The organism is Acinetobacter sp. V102_4, from assembly GCF_031799005.1.
Taxonomy (GTDB): Bacteria; Pseudomonadota; Gammaproteobacteria; order Pseudomonadales; family Moraxellaceae; genus Acinetobacter; species Acinetobacter calcoaceticus.
On record NZ_JAVQNR010000038.1, the window covers coordinates 294916 to 312571 of the forward strand.

General features: G+C 39.9%; 17 protein-coding genes. 15 read left to right on the top strand and 2 right to left on the bottom strand.

Annotation, left to right across the window (positions count from 1 at the left end):
- Positions 1-22: 22 nt before the first annotated feature.
- Positions 23-3856 (bottom strand): phosphoribosylformylglycinamidine synthase, encoded by a 3834-nt coding sequence (gene purL / locus RMB13_RS11045; RefSeq protein WP_311085260.1) that lies wholly within the window; start codon positions 3854-3856, stop codon positions 23-25.
- A 309-nt stretch (positions 3857-4165) separates the two neighbouring features.
- Here purL and RMB13_RS11050 point away from each other — a divergent pair, with 309 nt between their 5' ends.
- The 10 genes from RMB13_RS11050 (at position 4166) to pal (ending at position 13915) form a co-directional block, all read left to right on the top strand.
- Positions 4166-5506: a deoxyguanosinetriphosphate triphosphohydrolase gene (locus tag RMB13_RS11050; RefSeq protein WP_003650236.1), complete on the top strand. Its 1341-nt coding sequence runs from the start codon at positions 4166-4168 to the stop codon at positions 5504-5506.
- Positions 5507-5599: 93 nt separating this feature from the next.
- Positions 5600-6199, top strand: coding sequence for a Holliday junction branch migration protein RuvA (gene ruvA / locus RMB13_RS11055; RefSeq protein ID WP_056481505.1), 600 nt, complete (start codon positions 5600-5602; stop codon positions 6197-6199).
- Between the two features lie 7 nt (positions 6200-6206).
- Entirely contained in the window at positions 6207-7211 is a 1005-nt protein-coding gene (gene ruvB / locus RMB13_RS11060; RefSeq protein WP_005038860.1) for a Holliday junction branch migration DNA helicase RuvB, read from the top strand.
- A gap of 205 nt (positions 7212-7416) precedes the next feature.
- Entirely contained in the window at positions 7417-8751 is a 1335-nt protein-coding gene (locus RMB13_RS11065) for a M20 family metallopeptidase (RefSeq protein ID WP_311085261.1), read from the top strand.
- Positions 8752-8961: 210 nt separating this feature from the next.
- Positions 8962-9369, top strand: coding sequence for a tol-pal system-associated acyl-CoA thioesterase (ybgC, locus tag RMB13_RS11070; protein ID WP_004643695.1), 408 nt, complete (start codon positions 8962-8964; stop codon positions 9367-9369).
- A gap of 23 nt (positions 9370-9392) precedes the next feature.
- A complete protein-coding gene (tolQ, locus tag RMB13_RS11075) occupies positions 9393-10091 on the top strand; it encodes a protein TolQ (RefSeq protein ID WP_003650232.1) in 699 nt (232 codons plus the stop codon).
- Positions 10091-10543 carry a protein TolR gene (gene tolR, locus RMB13_RS11080; RefSeq protein ID WP_003650231.1) on the top strand — a complete coding sequence of 151 codons (453 nt, stop codon included), beginning with the start codon at positions 10091-10093 and terminating at the stop codon, positions 10541-10543. Before tolQ ends, tolR begins: the two co-directional genes overlap by 1 nt.
- 3 nt (positions 10544-10546) lie before the next feature.
- Positions 10547-11953 carry a cell envelope integrity protein TolA gene (gene tolA / locus RMB13_RS11085; RefSeq protein WP_311085262.1) on the top strand — a complete coding sequence of 469 codons (1407 nt, stop codon included), beginning with the start codon at positions 10547-10549 and terminating at the stop codon, positions 11951-11953.
- 93 nt (positions 11954-12046) lie between these two features.
- Positions 12047-13327: a Tol-Pal system beta propeller repeat protein TolB gene (gene tolB, locus RMB13_RS11090; protein WP_080027605.1), complete on the top strand. Its 1281-nt coding sequence runs from the start codon at positions 12047-12049 to the stop codon at positions 13325-13327.
- 27 nt (positions 13328-13354) lie between these two features.
- The gene (pal, locus tag RMB13_RS11095; protein ID WP_009393712.1) at positions 13355-13915 is read left to right on the top strand and encodes a peptidoglycan-associated lipoprotein Pal; all 561 of its coding nucleotides are present in this window, start codon (positions 13355-13357) and stop codon (positions 13913-13915) included.
- Positions 13916-13973: 58 nt separating this feature from the next.
- On the opposite strand, the gene RMB13_RS11100 is transcribed toward pal, so the two are convergent.
- Positions 13974-14159 (bottom strand): NF038105 family protein, encoded by a 186-nt coding sequence (locus tag RMB13_RS11100; RefSeq protein WP_003650227.1) that lies wholly within the window; start codon positions 14157-14159, stop codon positions 13974-13976.
- Between the two features lie 184 nt (positions 14160-14343).
- Here RMB13_RS11100 and RMB13_RS11105 point away from each other — a divergent pair, with 184 nt between their 5' ends.
- From RMB13_RS11105 to RMB13_RS11125, 5 genes are all read left to right on the top strand, one after another.
- The gene (locus RMB13_RS11105) at positions 14344-15315 is read left to right on the top strand and encodes a class 1 fructose-bisphosphatase (protein WP_311085263.1); all 972 of its coding nucleotides are present in this window, start codon (positions 14344-14346) and stop codon (positions 15313-15315) included.
- Between the two features lie 59 nt (positions 15316-15374).
- Entirely contained in the window at positions 15375-16151 is a 777-nt protein-coding gene (locus RMB13_RS11110) for an RNA methyltransferase (RefSeq protein WP_056481512.1), read from the top strand.
- Positions 16152-16310: 159 nt separating this feature from the next.
- Positions 16311-16925: an RNA polymerase sigma factor gene (locus RMB13_RS11115; protein WP_004643704.1), complete on the top strand. Its 615-nt coding sequence runs from the start codon at positions 16311-16313 to the stop codon at positions 16923-16925.
- Positions 16915-17235, top strand: coding sequence for a hypothetical protein (locus tag RMB13_RS11120; protein ID WP_004643705.1), 321 nt, complete (start codon positions 16915-16917; stop codon positions 17233-17235). Before RMB13_RS11115 ends, RMB13_RS11120 begins: the two co-directional genes overlap by 11 nt.
- Entirely contained in the window at positions 17225-17614 is a 390-nt protein-coding gene (locus tag RMB13_RS11125) for a DUF3106 domain-containing protein (RefSeq protein ID WP_004790640.1), read from the top strand. Before RMB13_RS11120 ends, RMB13_RS11125 begins: the two co-directional genes overlap by 11 nt.
- Positions 17615-17656 lie beyond the last annotated feature (42 nt).

Here is a 17656-nt window from a genome sequence, read left to right on the forward strand (position 1 = left end):
GTGGCTTATTTCAATCTTTACATTAACCAATAAACTTACGCGCATTTCGGAACATACGCAACCATGCACCGTCTTCAGTCCACTCTTCTGGTTTCCAAGAATGCTGAAGCGCACGGAAAGTACGCTCTGGATGCGGCATCATAATGGTTGCACGACCGTCTTTAGAAGTCACACCAGTAATCGCTTCAGGTGAACCATTTGGGTTCAATGGATAGTGCTGAGTTGGGTTACCAAGGCTATCAACATAACGTAATGCCACTTGGTTAGCTGCGTTCAAGCTTGCAATGCTAGCTTCACTTGCAACAGCACGACCTTCACCGTGTGCAACAGCAATCGGTAAGATTGAACCTTCCATACCATCAAGCAATACAGAAACAGATTTTTCAACACGAACGTTTACGCTACGAGCTTCAAAAACTTCTGACATATTGCGGTGGAAACGCGGCCAGTGTTCAGCACCAGGAATAAGTGGCGCTAATTGTGACAACATTTGGCAACCATTACAGATACCTAAGCTGAACGTTTCATCGCGATGGAAGAATTGTTCAAACTGATCACGTAATTTAGCGTTGAACAATACTGATTTTGCCCAACCACCACCAGCACCCATTACGTCACCGTAAGAGAAACCACCACAAGTCACTAAACCTTCGAAATCGCTTAGGCTTACACGACCAGCAAGTAAATCGCTCATGTGCACATCAACAGTATTGAAACCAACCTTATCAAAGGCTGCTGCCATTTCAATATGACCGTTTACACCTTGCTCACGCAAGATTGCCATATTTGGGCGACGTGTGTTGATAAACGGCGCTTCAACAGGTTCATTCAAGTCGAATGTTGGTTTAGCAATTAAACCTTGATGCGTATTATCAGTAATTAATGAAAATTCCTGATCAGCAGTTTCTACATTATCACGTAGACGTTGGATCTGATGAGATACCTCAGACCAAGCTTGTTGTAATTCAGCACGATCTAAAGTTAAACCATTTACAGATAATTGATCTGAGTTATTTACACGACCAACTACAGCAATTGCATCTTTCAAGCTAGAAGCAGCGATTTCTGCTTGTAAAGCTTCCCAATCAGTTGCTTTGATTTGAAGTACTGCACCAATTTCTTCTGCAAACAAACTTGCTTGAGTTTGGTCTTCTAATGCAACACCTAAACGCGCAGCAAACATCATTTCAGCTACAGAGGCTAATAAACCACCATCACCGATGTCATGATAAGCCTGAATCAAGCCACGGTTGTTCCAGTCTTGGATTAAAGCAAAGAACGCTTTGAAATCATCAAAACTATCAACGTCAGGAGTGATTGAACCGATTGCTTTATATACTTGCGCAAGAATCGAACCACCTAAACGGAACTGACCTTTAGATAAATCAATACGTACAAGTACTGAATCTTCTAAATTTTTAAGTTCAGGTGTTAAGGTCTTACGAACATCTGTCACTGGAGCAAACGCAGTGATTACACCGGTCATTGGAGAAGTTACGGCTTTATCTTCACCGTCGTCATTCCAAGTTGTACGCATTGAAAGTGAGTCTTTACCTACTGGAATCGCAATTCCCAAAGCAGGACACATTTCCATACCAATTGCTTTCACGCCTTCAAACAATGCTTGGTCTTCGCCTTTTTGACCAGCAGCAGCCATCCAGTTTGCAGAAAGTTTGATATCACTAATTTGCTCAATGTTCGCACATGCAATATTGGTAATTGCTTCAGCAACTGCTAAACGAGCAGATGCTGCTGGATTTAACAATGCAACTGGTGGACGTTCACCCATTGCCATTGCTTCACCAGTGAAACCTTGCAAACTTGTTGTCGTTACTGCTGCATCTGCAACAGGAACCTGCCAACGACCAACCATTTGATCACGTGCAACCATACCTGTAATTGAACGGTCACCAATGGTAATCAAGAATGACTTAGACGCAACTGTAGGATTTTTCAATACACGGAAAATCGCATCTTTCAAATCAACTTTTGAAGCGTCGAAATCATCACCACTACGTTCAATAGTTTCATAAGAACGTTGCATACGTGGTGTACCACCAAGCATTACTTGCATTGGGATATCAACTGCATCGTTTTGGAACAATGGATCTTCAACTGTTAAGTGACGCGCTTCTGTTGCTTCACCTAAAACAGCAAATGGACAACGCTCACGGGCACAGATTGCTTCGAACTGATCCAAAGATTCTGGGCGAATTGCGAGAACATAACGTTCTTGTGCTTCATTTGACCAGATTTCCATTGGGCTCATGCCCGGCTCTAATGAAGGAATCTTACGAAGATTAAGTACCGCACCTAACTCATGATCATTCACAAGTTCAGGCATAGCATTTGATAGACCACCAGCACCAACGTCGTGTACAGAAACGATTGGGTTGAAGTCTTCTAAACGCCAGCAAGTATCAATCACTTCTTGACAACGGCGTTCCATTTCTGGGTTTTCACGTTGTACAGATGCGAAATCAAGGCTTTCACCCATTGTACCGCTATCTACTGAAGATGCAGCACCACCACCAAGACCGATCAACATTGCAGGGCCACCCAAGACAATGAGTAAATCACCTGGTTGAATCGCATCTTTTTCTACATGATCTGGACGGATATTACCGTAACCACCAGCAATCATGATTGGCTTATGGAAGCCTTTCACTTCACCATTTACATTCTGTTCGAAAGTACGGAAATAACCATTTAATGCAGGACGACCGAATTCATTGTTAAATGCCGCGCCACCTAATGGACCTTCAATCATGATTTGTAATGGCGATGCCATACGTGAAGGTTTACCGTAGTTTTCTTCCCAAGGTTGTTCAAAACCAGGAATGTTTAAGTTCGAAACTGTAAAACCTGTTAAACCAGCTTTTGGTTTACCACCACGGCCTGTTGCACCTTCATCACGGATTTCACCGCCTGAACCAGTTGCAGCACCAGCAAATGGAGAAATTGCTGTTGGGTGGTTATGAGTTTCAACCTTCATTAAAATATGAGCAGCTTGGCTCTTATATTTATAAACGAAGTGACCATTTTCATCCGCTTTCGGATAAAAACGCATCGTGTCATAACCCACAATCACTGAAGCATTATCTTTATAAGCAGATAACACATCAGTTGGAGATTCTTTATAAGTGTTTTTAATCATCTGGAACAATGATAATGGTTGTTTTTCACCATCAATTGTCCATTCAGATCCAAAGATTTTATGACGACAGTGCTCAGAGTTTGCCTGTGCAAACATCATCAACTCGATGTCATTTGGATTACGACCAAGCTTACCGAATGCTTCAGTTAGGTAATCAATTTCTTGTTCAGATAACGCAAAACCAAACTCATTATTCGCCTTAACCAAAGCTTCTTTGCCTTGACCCAAGATATCAATTGAATTTAATGGTTTTGGTGCCGTTTCTGAAAATAATGCTTTTGCATCATCAATTTGAGCAAAAACTGTTTCTGTCATACGGTCATGAAGTACTTGTTTAACTTCATTAGAAAGTTCAGAAACACCTTTTAACGTAAATAAAAGGCCACGTTCTAAACGATGCACTGGCGTATTACAGTTTTTGAAAATATCAGTTGCTTTAGAAGACCAAGGTGAAATAGTACCCACACGTGGTGTAACTAAAATCTGAATCTCATCACTTGCAGATTGACGAAGTTCAAAAGACTCACCGTCATTCAATAATTGCAAAGCAGATTGATGTTGCTGCTCGTTGAGCGCTTGATCAAACAAATAGACCCATTGGCTGTCAAAAGATTGAACAGAACTAATTGACGATAAACGTGTTAATAGTTGAGCTTTCTTAAAAGAAGAATGTGCTGCTGCACCGGCCACGATAAACATGTTGATTTTGGCTCCACGGGCAGGTCTTATGAACCTTACCGCAATGTGACTTTAGAGAGAGCGCATATTCTACTGCTTCTTGCTAAAATCAGCTAGATGTAGAATCAGTATTCTGTAACCTAATTCTGCAAGAAGTGATTAGTTTTTTGTTCAAAATCATTTTTTTAGGCATTCTAGCTAAAAATAAATTGTTTCATGTTTGTTCAATAACATAATAAAACCTGAACTAAGACAAACTATGTCGCACCAAGCTAGTGCTTTTAACTTTTTTTTGGCATGATCAGGTTTTACAGTTTTGAATAATGATAAATGGAACAAATGCGTTGGTTAGAGCTGCTTTCTGCAGTTCGTTTAGGTAGTAAAAAAAGCAGTACAGAACTGGCTCGTAGCCCATTCCATAAAGATTATGACCGCATTATATTTTCTCAAAGTTTTCGTCAGCTAAACCGTAAGACGCAAGTTCACCCACTCGCACAGCATGATGGCATTCATACCCGTTTAACTCACTCACTTGAAGTTTCCTGTATTGGCCGCTCAATGGGCATGCTCGCAGCAGAAAAAATAAAAAATGAATTACCTGTCTGGATTTCTCCTGCCGATGTCGGTGCAATTATTCAAGCAGCCTGTCTGGCTCACGATATTGGTAACCCACCTTTCGGACATGCGGGTGAATATGCAATTCGTGAGTGGTTCGATGATGCCTCACATGATGATTTTTTGAAGAAACTAAGCCCCGAAGAAGAAGCCGATGTTCGCCAGTTTGAAGGTAATGCTCAAGGATTACGTTTATTAAGTCGGATTGATTATCATCCAAATGATGGCGGGATGCGCTTAACCTATGCAACTTTAGGGGCTTATTTAAAGTATCCATGGCTTTCAAAAACCATTGCTTCACAAGGTGATCGCCCTTCTCATCAACGAGCAAAGTTTGGTTGTTATCAGTCTGAAAAAGAAATTTTAAAACAGATTGCTGAACAGCTCGGACTTATTCAGTTAGGTGAATATCATTATTGCCGTCACCCACTGACTTACTTGTTAGAAGCTGCTGATGACATTTGCTATGCGTTAATTGACTTAGAAGATGGCATTATCTTAAATATGCTGAGTTACCAAGAAGTTGAGCCAATTTTCTTAAACCTCATTGCCGATTATGGTCAGCCTGAAGAATTGTCACACCCAGACAGTACGTGGCAACAAAAAATTTCAGCATTACGTGGTCGTGTCATGAAACGTCTTGTGGATGAAGTCACCACAGCTTTTGCTAAACATCATTATGAAATTATTACCGGTCAGCTTAAAGGCAACCTTTTACAATATTGCTCACCCGATATTGCAATTGGTATCGAAACAGCCAAAAATTTGGCACGTGATAAAATTTTTGAACATCCACAAAAGTCTGGTTTAGAAATTATTGCACATCAAAGTTTGCAAACAATTTTGGATGCATTTGTACCTTTGACCACGCCACATAAATCTTTGAGCTTTAAAGAACAACGTTTAATGTCTATCCTTAATCTGTATGGTGCTAACTTTAGCAATAATCACTACAGTAATATTATGCAAGTACTCGATATTATCAGTAAGTTCTCAGATCATCAGGCATATAGCTTGGCTCAAGAGTTACAAGGTAATAAAATTGGCTTGTTTTAAGCTGGCTTGATATAGAAAGAAATAAAACCTGTGTCGTTTTCAATGAATGTTAGAACGACCAGATTTACAGTTATGAATAAGTGAAATTACTCTATGATCGGATGTTTAATTGGCGAAGTGTTTGCCCTGGAAGCCCCTACTGTCTTACTGAATGTAAATGGTGTGGGTTATGAAATTGATACGCCACTTTCAACATTTTGCCAATTACAAAAAGGCCAAAAAGTTACGTTATGGACGCATTTGGTGGTCCGTGAAGATGCTCAACAGCTTTACGGTTTCAGTGATGCTCAAGAAAAAATAATTTTCCGCACCTTATTAAAAGTAAATGGTGTTGGCCCGAAAATGGCATTAGGGATTCTATCGACGTTAAGTGTTGAGTTACTGGTGCATACAATTGAACATGACGACATCAACACGTTAATAAAAGTCCCAGGCGTTGGCAAAAAAACAGCCGAGCGTTTAATGATTGAACTTCGTGACCGTTTCAAAACATTGGCTCAAGGAACTTCTTCTTCGACTACCCTGCCTCAAATTCAGTTTGCTGCAAACTCTCCTGTGGCAGAAGCAGAAGCAGCTTTGCAATCTTTAGGTTACAAGCCACTTGAAGCACAAAAAGCTGTTGCTGCTGTTAAAGCCGATTACACCGAATCAGCCGATATTATTCGCGCTGCTCTAAAATCAATGATGAAGTAAAACACTTATGCAAGACCGTTTAATCAGTGGAGCAGAAAAACCAGAAGATCATTTTGATCGGGCGATTCGACCAACTTCACTTGCCGACTATATTGGGCAACCTGTAGTACGCGAACAAATGGAAATTTTCATTGGCGCTGCTCGCGGTCGTGGTGAAGCACTCGATCACACGCTGATTTTTGGTCCACCCGGCTTGGGTAAAACCACACTTGCCAACATTATTGCGCGTGAAATGGGCGGTAATCTTAAATCTACTTCGGGGCCAGTTTTGGAGCGTGCGGGCGACTTAGCTGCAATGCTTACCAACCTTGAAGAAGGCGATGTCTTGTTCATTGACGAAATTCACCGTCTTTCTCCAGTTATTGAAGAAATTCTTTACCCAGCGATGGAAGATTACCAACTGGATATCATGATTGGTGAAGGTCCTGCTGCTCGCTCAATCAAACTGGATTTACCACCTTTTACACTCGTCGCTGCGACTACACGTGCGGGCTTGCTTACCTCGCCACTACGTGACCGTTTCGGTATTGTACAACGTCTTGAGTTTTACTCAGTAGAAGACCTAACTCATATTGTGTCGCGCTCTGCAAACTTAATGAATGTGCCAATTACAGTTGAGGGTGCAGAAGAAGTTGCACGCCGTGCACGTGGAACACCTCGTATTGCCAATCGTCTATTACGTCGTGTGCGTGACTATGCACAAGTAAAAGGTACAGGTGAAGTGACCCATGACATGGCTCAACGTGCTCTTGATATGCTCAATGTTGATAAGGCAGGCTTAGACACCCTAGACCGACGTTATTTGAGCATGCTACTAGAGCGTTTTGATGGTGGTCCTGCTGGCGTTGAAGCACTTGCAGCAGCAATGGCTGAAGATAGTGGCACACTTGAAGATGTGATTGAACCGTATTTAATTCAACAAGGTTATGTGATGCGTACTGCTCGAGGTCGTATTGCTACCAATCAATCTTATTTACAGTTTGGACTGACGCCACCTGAGCCTAAAAACTAGCCAAAGGAAGAGAATTTTCTCTTCCTTTTTTTAATTTAACGATTCTATTTAACTAAAATAATAATTGTCTTATCAATCAATTAGCGACTCGATACCTTTTAAGTATTTCTTTATACCTTATTGATTTTTTAATATTTTTAAAAACTGAATTATAAGAAATCAAGATATTAAATCTTATGAACAATAATATTTTTAGGATAAGGACATGTATAAGAAAGCCACTTTATTTTTGCCACTCGCCCTCATAAGTCAGCTAAGCCTAGCAGATTGGGTCAACCATGCTGCTCAACAAAATGAAAATCGGATTATTCAGCTAAGACAAAACATTCACCAACATCCTGAACTGGGCAATATGGAGTTTAAAACATCTGCCCTTGTTCAAAAAGAATTGAAATCTTATGGCATTCAGGTCAAAACTGGTTATGCAAAAACTGGCGTAATCGGCATTTTAAAAGGCGACAAACCCGGCCCTATCATCGCACTTAGAGCTGATATGGATGCTCTGCCGATGGAAGAAAAAAGCGGTCTACCCTTTGCAAGTAAACAAAAAGCAATTTATCAAGGTAAAGAAACTTATGTGATGCATGCTTGCGGACATGATGCACACACTGCAATGTTATTAGGCGCAGCAAAAATTCTGGCTGCTAATAAAGATAAAGTATCGGGCACAGTTGTTTTTGTTTTTCAACCTGCTGAAGAAGGTGGTGCAGATATAGATAACTTTACTCATGGCGATCAAATCGGCTCTAGAAAAATGATCGCAGACGGCGCCTTTAAAGACTATAAGCTAGAAGCTATTTTTGGCATGCATGTCATGGCAGGCATGAAAAGTGGTCATCTTTACTATAAAGATGGGGCCATTTTAAATAGTGCAGATCACTTACGTATTCAGGTCAATGGCAAACAGGTCCATGGCTCTACCCCATGGTTAGGCAAAGATCCAATTTATGCATCTGCACTGATGATTAACAATTTACAAAGTCTTATTAGCCGAAGAACAGATCTGACTGAAGGTATGGGCGTAATCAGTATCGGTAATATTCAAGGCGGCACTGCAGGAAATGTAATTCCTGAACAGGTCAATATGATCGGGACCATTCGCTCTAATAGCGAACAAATAAGAAATAATATCTTAAAAAGCTTACCGGTCATGATAGAGCATAATGCTCAAGCCAATGATGTAACTGCGAAAGTTGAAATTGCACCTTATGCACCAGTGACCATGAATGACAAAACTCTTACTCAACTTATTCAGCCAACTTTAGCCAAAGTTGCTGGAGATTCAAAATTACATGTTTTAGATCATAATGCGAGTGCAAGTGAAGATTTTGCATATTATGGCAAATTGATGCCTTCATTCTTTGTTTTCTTAGGAGCTACACCAGAAAATCAAGATTTAAGTCAGGCTGCACCGAATCACAATCCTTATTTTATTGTAGATGACAAGGCCTTAAAAACAGGAACCGAGTTACATATAAGGTTCGTATTAGATTATCCGAATATATCAAAACAAGTTCAAACCACATGGAAACCGTCATAATTTAAAAGCGTGCTAGCCATAAGATGTACCGTTTTTAGACTAGAAATACAGCAATCGCAATTGAAAGGTTGTGCCATAGGACTTAGTATGCAATCTGCTAAACTGCCCCGTATTTAAAGCATATACGTGGCTTCGAATAAAATTGATGTTTTATTCAGCAGTCATATTTTAAATGCAAAGCTCTATAGTGAACTAAAACGGAATCCTCTCATGGCGAATCATTTTGAATTCAACATTCGTGTTTATATTGAAGATACGGACGCAGGTGGTATTGTTTACCATGCCAACCACATTCGCTATATGGAACGTACCCGTACTGAATGGCTCCGTGCTTCTGGCGTTGATCATTACTGGCATCAAAAAGACTACAACTTTGTCGTACACAAAATTGACGTAAAATACATGCGTCCTATTTTAATGGATGATTTAATTACTGTTACAGCACGTGTAGTTTCATGTAAAGCTGCGTCATTTGTGTTGCAACAAAATATTTATCGTGGTGAAATCTTGCTTGCTTCTGGCGAGGTTGAGTTGGCATGTTTAAGCAAAGAACTGATAGCTCGTCGTCTTCCAGAAGAAATACGTGATCTTATTCGTAAAGAATTGGAACAAGACTAAAAAAACAACCGGCATATGTAACTATGGCAACAAACATTGAATCAACCCTGCATATTTCTGACCTTATTTTACAGGCAAGTCCAGTCGTTCAGTTGGTCATGCTAATTTTATTATTAGCATCAATCTTTAGTTGGTATCTGATTGCCAAGTTACATATGAGTTATAAAAAAGCACATCAAGAAGATGAACATTTCCAGAAAATGTTCTGGTCTGGTGCTGAACTCAATACGCTTTACAACAATGCTCAACTCAACTCAAAACGCTCAGGTCTTGAAGATATTTTTTATCAAGGATTAAGTGAATTTTTTAAACTTAAAAAACGTCAGGCCCCTGTTTCACAAACGATCGAAGGAACTGAACGTATTTTACGTGTAGGTTTGAGTCGTGATCAGAGCCACCTAGAATATGGCTTAGGTAGTTTGGCAAGTATCGGTTCTGTAGCTCCTTATATCGGTCTATTCGGTACTGTTTGGGGCATTATGAATGCCTTTATCGGTTTAGCTGCTGTTGATCAAGTTACTCTGGCAACTGTTGCACCGGGTATTGCCGAAGCACTTATTGCAACCGCAATTGGTTTATTTGCTGCAATTCCTGCTGTATTGGCTTTTAACCACTTCACTTCTAAAAGTGAAAGTGTTTACTCTGATCGTGCTTTATTTGCTGAAGAGATGATTGCCTTATTGCAACGTCAGTCTGTGGGTTCATCACAGGAAGATGCATAATGGCAATTCAGCGTTCAGGGCGCTTTGAGCGCATAAAAAAACCACTAAAAAGTGATATGAACGTCGTACCTTATATTGACGTTATGCTCGTACTTTTGGTTATTTTCATGGTGACTGCTCCCATGATTACCAGTGGTATTAAAGTCGATTTACCTCAAGCAAATAACCATCCAATCGAATCAAAAGATATGCCTGCTATGGTAACGATTGGTAAAGATGGCAATATTTATCTTCAGTATGAAGATTACAAAGATAGTGAGCCATTATCTCGTGAAAAACTTGAAGAAGTTTTAAGCGATGCTCAAAAACAAGCTGAACAAGAAAATAAACAACTCACAGTTTTAGTCAATGGTGATAAGTCTCGTCCTTATGGAGAGGTCGTATCACTGATGGCAAGTTTACAAGAAGCAGGTTTAACTCAGGTTGGCCTTCTGACAGAGCCTTTAAAATAAGCTATGAATAAAAATCAAAAGCCACACTTTAAACAAAATGCGATTGCATTGAGCTTTACAATTGGAGTTCATGCAATTGCCATTGTTGGCTTGCTTTTTTTAGGCTTGAGTAAACCACCTGAACAGCCAAAAAAGCTAACAACTATTTTAGTTAAGCCAGAAGATTTACCCCCGCCTTTAGCGAAAGAAATTGAACAAGAGACAACTGCTACAAATGAAGCAAAAGAGGTGTTAAGCCCTATTGTGGATGAAACTCTTCCTCAAAATCTTCCAGCAGTGCCCCCTCCTCCGACTGCACAGCAGCTCGCTGCTGAAAAGCAAAAAGCTGAACAGGCACAACAAGCAAAATTAGCTGAACAAAAACGCAAGGCTGAGGAAGCGGCGAAAGCTAAACAAGCAACAGAGCAGCAACGTGTAGAGGAAGCACAAAAGCAGCAGGCTGAAGCTAAACGTCAAACTGAAGCTAAAGCAAGAGCGGAAGCTGAACAAAAACGCAAAGCCGAACAAAGTGCGAAAGCTGAAGCAGATGCTAAGGCTAGACAAAAAGTCGCTGAAGAGGCTAAGCGTAAAGCTGAGACCGATGCAAAACTGAAACGTGAGGCTCAAAAGTCTGAAAACGCTAAACTTTTAGCCCAACAAGAAGCTAAACGTAAAGCTGAAGCTGAGGCAAAAGCCAAACAGCAAAAAGCCAATGACGACGCTAAACGTAAAGCCGATGCCGATGCGAAAGCTAAGCAACAAAAAGCTAATGACGATGCTAAACGTAAAGCTGACGCCGATGCAAAAGCTAAGCAACAAAAAGCAAATGAAGATGCCAAACGTAAAGCTGACGCCGATGCAAAAGCTAAACAGCAAAAAGCCAATGACGATGCTAAACGTAAAGCTGATGCCGATGCAAAAGCTAAACAGCAAAAAGCCAATGACGACGCTAAACGTAAAGCTGATGCCGATGCAAAAGCTAAACAGCAAAAAGCCAATGACGACGCTAAACGCAAAGCTGACGCCGATGCAAAAGCTAAGCAGCAAAAAGCTGCTGACGATGCTAAACGTAAAGCTGAAGCAGAGGCTGAAGCAAAAGCTGCATCTGCTCAAAAAGCACAAGAAGAGGCAGCTCAAAAGAAAGCTGAGGCTAAAAAAGTTGCTTCTTCAGCTAGACGTGATTTTGAGCAAAAAATTCGACGCTCTTGGGATGTTCCGACGGGCAGTAGTGGTAAAACAGTTGGTGTTCGTTTTACCCTCTCAGATTCGGGAAGTGTCAATTCAATTGTAATCACGCGTTCAAGCGGAGATGATGCTTTAGATGCAAGTATTAAGGCCGCAATTCAAGCCTCTGCGCCATATCCTATGCCATCAGACCCAGATGCAAGGCGCGAAGCAAGAAGTGTTACCTCTACATTTAGAGCGCAATAATTTTGAAAGAGTTACATGCTTTAAATAGTTTAAGGCATGTAACTATGCTACAAAATCAACAGTCACAAAAATACCAGCTATGACTTTAAACTTATGAATACGAGCCGCAAACACCTGCTATCTTTAGCATTGATCACCGCATTAAGCCCTCTAGCTCCTACAACTGCTTTTGCCCAGTTATATCTGGAAATTGCTAAAGCACCAGATCAGGCACCTAAAATTGCTATTGTCCCGTTTAATAATGACAATGGGCTCTCTCCTATTGTTGAAACTGACTTAAATCGTTCTGGACGCTTTACAAGCTCATCTAAAAATTTACCTGCTAATGCTGCAATCAATCAGATTCAAGCTTCTGACTGGCAAGCTGCTGGAATTCCATATGTAGTTACTGGACAAATTAAACAAACAGCTACTGGTTTTGAAGTTCATTACCAACTTTATGATGTACAAAAGCAGCAATACATTTTAAATGAACTTTTAAATGTACCAGCTTCACGCATACGTCAAGCTGGCCATATGGTAAGTGATGCTATTTATCAGGCACTTACAGGCATTCCGGGTGATTTTAGTGGCCGTATTGCGTATGTTCTCAGAAATCCGGCAACTCCTGCAGAACGTTATACGTTACAGATTGCAGATACGGATGGTGAACAACCAAAAACTGTTTTGTCATCTCGTGATCCAATTCTTTCTCCGGCATGGACACCTGATGCCAAGAAAATTGCTTATGTTTCGTTTGAAACCAAACGTCCAGCAATTTATTTACAAGATTTATCTACAGGGACGCGTGAAGTACTGACGAGTTTTAAAGGCCTAAATGGCGCACCGAGTTTTTCACCTGATGGCCAATCAATGCTATTTACAGCATCTATGAATGGCAACCCTGAAATCTATCAAATGGATTTATCAACTCGCCAAGTCAAACGTATGACAAACGACTCGGCAATTGATACTGAAGCACGTTATACACCAGATGGAAAATCGTTTATTTTTACTTCTGACCGTGGTGGTTCTGCCCAAATCTATCGTTATACCTTTGCTGATGGCTCAGTAAAACGTCTAACGTTTAAAGGTTCATTTAATGCACGTGGAACTCTGAGTGCAGATGGCAAAAAGATTGCTCTTGTTCATCGCCCAAGTGGCAGCAGTTATAAAGTTGCAATTCAGGACATTAATACTGGCATCACCAATATTCTTACCCCAACCAGTTTAGATGAATCACCAAGTTTCTCACCAAATGGGCAAATGGTGGTCTACGCAACTCGTGAAGGCAACCGTGGCTTGTTGTCTATTATGTCTACTGATGGACGTTTCCGTATGAATTTACCAAGTGAACAAGGTGAAGTACGTGAACCGGCATGGGCACCAAAATAACTTTTAATTCCATTGATGGAGATGATCATGAAATCAATCAAATATTTAGCTTTACCCTTTCTTAGCGTAGCACTTGTGATGACAGGTTGTGCTAGCCGCAAACCGGCAGCAACTACAACAACTGGTACAAATCCAAGTACGGTAAACACTTCTGGTTTAAGTGAAGATGCAGCATTAAATGCTCAAAATTTGGCAGGTGCTTCATCTAAAGGTGTAACTGAGGCAAATAAAGCTGCTTTGGCTAAACGCGTTGTTCATTTTGATTATGACAGCAGTGACTTATCTACTGAAGACTATCAAACTCTCCAAGCTCACGCACAATTTCTTATGGCAAATGCAAATTCAAAAGTTGCTTTAACCGGTCATACAGATGAACGTGGTACACGTGAGTACAATATGGCATTAGGTGAGCGTCGTGCTAAAGCTGTACAAAGTTACTTAATTACCAATGGCGTAAACCCACAGCAACTTGAAGCTGTAAGTTATGGTAAAGAAGCTCCTGTTAATGCAGGACATGATGAATCTGCGTGGAAAGAAAACCGCCGCGTTGAAATTAATTACGAAGCAGTACCCCCTTTATTAAAATAAAGAATACGCATAAAAAAACGCTCATATTTTTATGAGCGTTTTTTTATAACAACCAAACTTAGGAAGATTTCTTTTCTTCTTCAGAATGTTGCATCGATTCAATCAAATCATGCTTATTAAAATCTTTATATTCAGGTTTTGCCTCATAATCTTTCCAAGCATCCTGAACATTCTCTTTCGAAATTTCATCTAGATTGATTGGTTCACCTGCCGTTGGGGTCGCATCAAACTTCTTTGTTGTCATTTCGATTCTCCTAAAATATACAGTCCGTTGTTATATAATCAACATACCACTTAAAATGGGGGTTGTAAGCATAAATCCAACACAAATAAAGTAAGATAATTTTTCTTTTGTGACATTCTCATCTAGAATATGCCACGTATTTATCTGACTCATTTTGATGCTTGAAGCACAGGAGCTATTTTCTATGTCCAACCTCACCTTGTCCCAATTTTTAGAACAACAAAAAGGGAATCTAACACCGGAGTTGGCTCAAGTCATCGATACTATCGCCACAACCTGTAAAACTATCGATCAAGCCTTACAAAAAGGTGCGCTCGCTGGTATTTTAGGAAGTGCTGGTAATGAAAATGTTCAAGGTGAAACACAGAAAAAACTTGATGTGATTTCTAATGACTATTTAATCGATGCATTAAAAGTTCATCCTCAAGTAGGTGGTCTTGCTTCTGAAGAGCTTGATGAGTTCACACCAGCCCAAGAAAATGGTAAATATCTAGTTTTGTTTGACCCATTAGATGGTTCAAGTAACATCGATATTAATATGTGTGTAGGTACAATTTTCTCTATTCTGCCGGCAAAAAATGCGGTAACACAAGCAGAAGATTTCATGCAAGCTGGTACACAGCAAGTTGCTGCTGGTTACGTACTTTATGGCCCATCAACCATGATGGCTTTAACAGTTGGAAATGGCGTAGCATTCTTTACTTTAGACCCAGAAACTCAAACATTCTTGCTCACTACTGACAATGTTCAAGTTGCAGCAGATACTCAAGAGTTTGCAATTAATGCTTCTAATCAGCGTCATTGGGAAGATCCTGTAAAACAATATATTAATGAATTACTTGCAGGTAAAACCTCTGTTCGTGAAAAAGATTTCAACATGCGCTGGGTAGCATGTATGGTGGGTGATATTCACCGTATTTTATGCCGCAGTGGTATTTTCCTTTATCCATACGACTTAAAAGATCCGACAAAAGCGGGTCGCTTACGTTTAATGTATGAGGCGAATCCAATGAGTATGCTGATTGAACAAGCTGGTGGTGCATCAACTACAGGACGTGTTCGCATTTTAGACATCGAACCAACAGAACTTCATCAACGAGTTCCTGTGATTATTGGCTCTAAAAATGAAGTTGAACGCGTAACAAGCTATCATTAATAATTTTAATTACTTAGGGCATCATAGTATGATGGTGCCCTTTTGTTGGATATTTCCTTATGGCTGTTATTTTTTTAGAATCAAAAGACAATGCAAAAATTAAACATTTGCGTGGATTAATCGAACTTAGTAACGCCCGAAAAAAACACCAGCAAACAGTTCTTGAAGGCACTCATCTTTGTTTAGCTTGGCTACAGCAACAGAAGAAGCTTTTCTCTTTATTTACAACAGAACAAGCATTAGAACACGACGATTTAAAAGAAATAATCGAACTGCATCAAGGTCATATCTTTGTTATTAGTGAAGTTTTATATAGAGATTTGAGTACATTAGGTACGAGTCTGCCTTGTTTAGCTATTATCGATTTACCTAAAACTGCATCAACAATCGATTATAACGTAGATACTTTAATTCTGGAGAATATCCAAGATCCAGGTAATGTAGGCACATTACTACGTTCAGCAGCAGCAGCAAATATTAAACAAATTATTTGCACACAAGGCTCTGCATCACTTTGGTCTCCGCGAGTTTTAAGAGCAGGTATGGGAGCTCATTTTAGCTTACATTGTTTTGAAAACTTCCAACTCACAGATATTCTTCCAAAATTTCCTATTCCAGTTTTTGTTACAAGCTCACATCGCTCAACAAGCCTCTATTCACAAGATCTTTCTAAACCCTGTGTATGGATTTTAGGAAATGAAGGTCAAGGTGCTAGTGATTACGCATTAGATCACGCACAATCAGTGACTATTCCTCAACCAGGTGGACAAGAGTCATTAAACGTAGCAATTGCAGGATCTATTTGTTTTTTTGAGATGGTTCGTCAACGCCAATAAAACGTTAATTTATTTTACATCTCACATATTTGTGAAAAAAATCAATTACACTAGTAAAAAATAGCCGATTGTTGTCAACCTCCCACCTCTTTTCAACGTTATATAAGAGATATATTGAAGATAAGGTGGGTATGTCCAATGACAGGATTTTCCATCTCCATGGATTTAGCACCGAAAAAGTCTCGATCGGAAACATCTAGTGCTCATGCAAGCACGGCTGAACAACGCCTGAAAGTTTTCATGCAAGATGTAACTGGTCGTGCTTTGGTGATGATGGAGAGTGCTACCCAAGGTCAACAAGGTATTGCAATGGATTTGGTTCAAGAAGCATTTATTGCTTTACACAAATCTTATGCCGATAAAAGTACAGAAGAATGGTATCCCCTGTTTTATACGATTTTAAACAACAAACTTCAGGATTGGCGCCGCAAAGAGTCTCGTAGAGCAAACCCATTTTCATTCTTCAAAAAAGTTAGTCTGGACAATGACGACGACGAAATTATTGATGTAGTTGATGAAAAAGCCATTAATCCTGCGGATTTTCTCGATCAAGCAGTAACTATCGAAGAAATTCGAGAAGCGATTTCAAAATTACCTGTTCGTCAACAACAGGCATTTATGTTACGTGCGTGGGAAGGTTTTGACACACACACAACAGCTCAGATCATGGACTGTAGCGAAGGTAGTGTAAAAACCCATTATCACCGAGCAATTCAGGGACTTAGAGAGTACTTGGCCCATTTAAATCCCTTGGGAGGTTCTGATGAATCATGATGATTTCACTAAAAAGGTGACGTCTAAACTTGATAGTTTGGCACATCACCATAAAAATAAAACAGTGGTCATGAATCATGTGCTTGACCATATTCAACAAAAACCAGCCTCTTTTTATAGTGTCTGGAAAATGTCTGGTTTTGCACTTGCAGCAGCGATCACAGGTTTTGTAATTTTACCTAATTCAGCAGATATTGTTGATAAGCCGCAAAATCAAGTGATTGTAAATCCTAAATTATCCCCACAAATGGTGGAAGATTTAGAAATGCTAATGGTCTTGGGTGAGGATAAAGTACAACATGGCAGCTAAAAAATTAGCTCTTATCCTTTGTTCATTAAGTTTCTTGCAAACTAGTTTTGCAGGTTTTGAACGATTTTGGATTTTTTCTAAAGATGCCAATACACAAGTTGATGACACATGGAATGCCCTTTCTGAAGAGGAACAACGTGCAGTCATTAAACGTTACCAGAGCTTAAAAGAATTACCAGCCAATCAAAGTACGAACCTACAGCAACGTATGGACTGGTTTACTCAGCTCCCCGATGCTGAAAAAGAAAAAATGCGTGAAGCATGGCAGAAAATGAGTACACAAGAGCGTAATGATTTACGCCAGCGTATGCTTAAAGCGAATGGTGAAGAAAGAACAGCTATTCGTGAAGAGTATATGAACAAGTATTTAGAACATTAAATACAACTCTGTAAAATTCGTATGTAGTAGATTTAATGCCTT